Here is a 1,432-nt window from a genome sequence, read left to right as displayed (position 1 = left end):
CCATTATTGTTTTTTTCTTATTTATTAGCCACTTATAGCCACTTCACGCCATTTTTTACGCTGAACTTCCGTTAAAATTACTCATAACCCCCAAAGCTTATAGTTGCTGTTGCTTGTATCTGACAAAATAAGATAGTAGTGCTTTAGCAAAAGGATAATAGTAATACAGGAATTAGTTTCCACTAAGTTTACAAAAGATATACTTGCTTTTTATTGATTTTAATGTGTACTATTAACTTATTTTAATAGCAGCTTTGTTATGCTGAGATAATAATTAGCAATTTAGTTGGAGGCATATGTCGTATAAAGTAATAAAGTCCATAGCCGCTGAAATAGGAAGTTTCAGTAAGTTTGAGGAAAGCAGTATTTACCTTCTTGGTGGAGCTGACGTCATACAGAGTGAGAATGAGTTTTCAAAATGGGATACTCATAATATATGGAAAAAGTTTTTATATACAGAACAATATCCAGAAACCAGAGGCTATCTTTGGTTTGATATACTTTTATGGTATCCTCAGAATAATAATTTTTTGATGAGAACAATATATAATGCTTTTAAGTTAAGTAATCAAAAAGAAATATTTATAAAAATTCAAGAAATTATTCAAAAAAAAATTGCGACTAATAGTATTGAAACAATTGCAAATTTTATTCTAACAAAAGTTCCCCCTGATAAAAGGAAAGCAGTGATTCTTTTTAAATCTAAGGAATATGGGAGAGAAATGTTGGAATGGTCATGCACTGATGATATAATTTTCCTGAAATTAGACATAGGAAATGTAAAAAGTTTATTAAACCAATTATGCCTGCAATTAAATATTCCATATGATAGCTTTGAAGATTACTCTATAGGCAAAATAGAAAGATATTTAAGAATATTACATTCTATCTCAAATTGGGTTTCTTATATTTTTCTTCCAATCCCTACAGTTTTCCCTGTCACATCAGGGCTTGCTTTTGCCATAGATGACAAAACTGTAACACAAGAAGATTATCAAAAAATTGTTACTGAGTTAAATTCAAAAAGTTTTGTTATTGATCAGTTGGTAGAATATTCAGTAAGAAAAACTATATTTTCTTATTCAACAAAAACAGCAATATCAACGATAATGTCACGTAATTTATCACACAACATAGGAAGCCACATTTTAATAAATATAGAAAAAAATACTAAGTCAGATAATAAATTATTAAATGATCTTAAATATTTTACATCATACTTAAGAACAAGGATGGATTTTCTTGCTCTAATTGCTACTTCATGGCCTAGTTGGTCTCTACCAACCAGATTTTTGCAAGATTTAATGTTTAATTTTTTTCAGCAAATGCCTTTGCTGCAATATATTGGCGCTTCAGAATAAATATAAGCCGGTGTGGTGGTTGCTGAAATTATTTTTTGTATAAGTTCTTTACTATTCCTCCAATGTTGGTG

Annotated in this window: 1 protein-coding gene; it reads left to right on the top strand. The window is 29.3% G+C overall.

Annotation, left to right across the window (positions count from 1 at the left end):
* Window positions 1–296 precede the first annotated feature (296 nt).
* Window positions 297–1,361: a hypothetical protein gene (locus H7844_15945; protein ID MEO5358770.1), complete on the top strand. Its 1,065-nt coding sequence runs from the start codon at window positions 297–299 to the stop codon at window positions 1,359–1,361.
* Window positions 1,362–1,432 lie beyond the last annotated feature (71 nt).

The sequence above is a fragment of the Nitrospirae bacterium YQR-1 genome, from assembly GCA_039908095.1.
Taxonomy (GTDB): Bacteria; Nitrospirota; Thermodesulfovibrionia; order Thermodesulfovibrionales; family Magnetobacteriaceae; genus Magnetomonas.
The sequence above is the reverse complement of the archived record's forward strand: the minus strand, read 5'-3'. Positions and strand labels throughout refer to the sequence as shown.